Genomic DNA, 1488 nt, shown 5'->3' with positions numbered 1-1488 from the left:
TCGCTTCTTCCCGCTTGCCTCCGCCCTGTTTATAAAAAGGAGGAAGAGAAGTGTCTAAAAGAACGGCACCATTATTACACCGTTTGCTATATTTTCGGCGGTTCTTGCCCTCGGTGCAACTAACGTCGTTGTGAATACTGCTACTCATTCTTCAGAAGGTAAACCGCGGACTTCTGTGGTTTCTAGTTCGTCATCTTTGTCTAGTAGTAGTTCGCTTAACTCAGACGAGTCCGCTTCTTCTATGAGTTCATCCAGTCAAGATGAAAGTTCTTCTTCGGAAAGTAGTTCTGCAGAAAGCTCATCTTCAACATCTCGTGCAAGTTCGTCATCTGAGGATAATCAAAACGATAACAGCAATAATAATAGCGACCAAAGTCAAAACGAATCCTCTGATAATAGTTCTAATGATGACAGCTCGGATACTAACAACGATAACAATACAGAAAATAACACTGATAATAGTACTAATACTGGCGACAATACTCGCAGCCAAAATACACCTACTGCGCAAAATGAGAGTGAATAGAGAGGAAGGGTTAATTTATGTTTGCTTTATTTCAGACGATTGCCGCCTCGCTTGGCTACGTGAACTTAAGTGCTACGATCAAGAGTCGAGTCTACACGATCCTAGCGACAGGAGGAAATTTCTACCTGTTGTACGTGTCATATCGCTTCTTTAGAAATGGTTTTCCTGGGCGGGGAGTTTGTTTATTCTGGCTTTTCTGGTAATTGCATATTTCTGTTACCTGAATATAATGTATTATTTTACAGATAAACAGGCTAAGTATGATTTGTCGCCGAAGGTCGAAGAGGTTTTGCACATTGAATCTAAAGATCCGTTGAGTGAAGAAGAGCAAGCTTTAGCACATGCTGGTTTGGGCTACATTCAAACAAATGGCATTTTTAGCGAAGATGAAGATTTTCTTCCCGCTACTCTGAATATTTCTGATACTCAGAAACAAAATATTCAAGAAGTAGAACAAGCTTTGCAAGATATCGGTTTTGTTCATGCAAATTATGCCGGCTTGACCGATAAGCAAATTGCCAAACGCGTCCAAGACAGCGGAAAAGAAGTCCATAAATTGGTCGAGCCCGTAGCTTTGCCATATTTTGAAATGGTCAAAAAACAAAAGAAATTAGTGATCCGCGGCGGGGTCAACCAGATGCGCTCGGCCGAATTGGCGACGGTCAAAACTATTGGCCTTTTGCCAGCTAGTGAAGCTGTCAAGAAGTTTGATGTGTACCTTGCAACAGCTGCCTTAACTGGCGGTCCAGCTAAAAAAGCCACTCGGCAGGGAGTGAAGAGTTTGAACGCCTATATCAGATCGATGTGAAATTTGCTTATAAGAAGAAGGACGCACCAGCTCCAAAATTAAATCCAGTCAAAGAAAAAGAGCTGCAAAGTGCAGAGGTCGTACAAGGACCTGAAAAAAGTCCGAATGCCACCAATGAAAAACGGCTCTTTGTCAAATCCTGTTGATGAATAGC

General features: G+C 42.0%; 1 protein-coding gene and 1 pseudogene. Both read left to right on the top strand.

Features of this window, described 5'->3' with window-relative positions; all coding sequences use genetic code 11:
• Nucleotides 1-130: 130 nt before the first annotated feature.
• Complete coding sequence (locus tag FC65_RS11655; RefSeq protein WP_235803134.1) at nucleotides 131-526, top strand: hypothetical protein; 396 nt, start codon at nucleotides 131-133, stop codon at nucleotides 524-526.
• A gap of 17 nt (nucleotides 527-543) precedes the next feature.
• Nucleotides 544-1334, top strand: a pseudogene (locus FC65_RS10630) (DUF6681 family protein).
• Nucleotides 1335-1488: the final 154 nt, after the last annotated feature.

It is taken from the genome of Ligilactobacillus acidipiscis DSM 15836 (assembly GCF_001435755.1).
GTDB lineage: Bacteria > Bacillota > Bacilli > Lactobacillales > Lactobacillaceae > Ligilactobacillus > Ligilactobacillus acidipiscis.
This window is presented reverse-complemented; position numbering and strand designations above follow the sequence as displayed.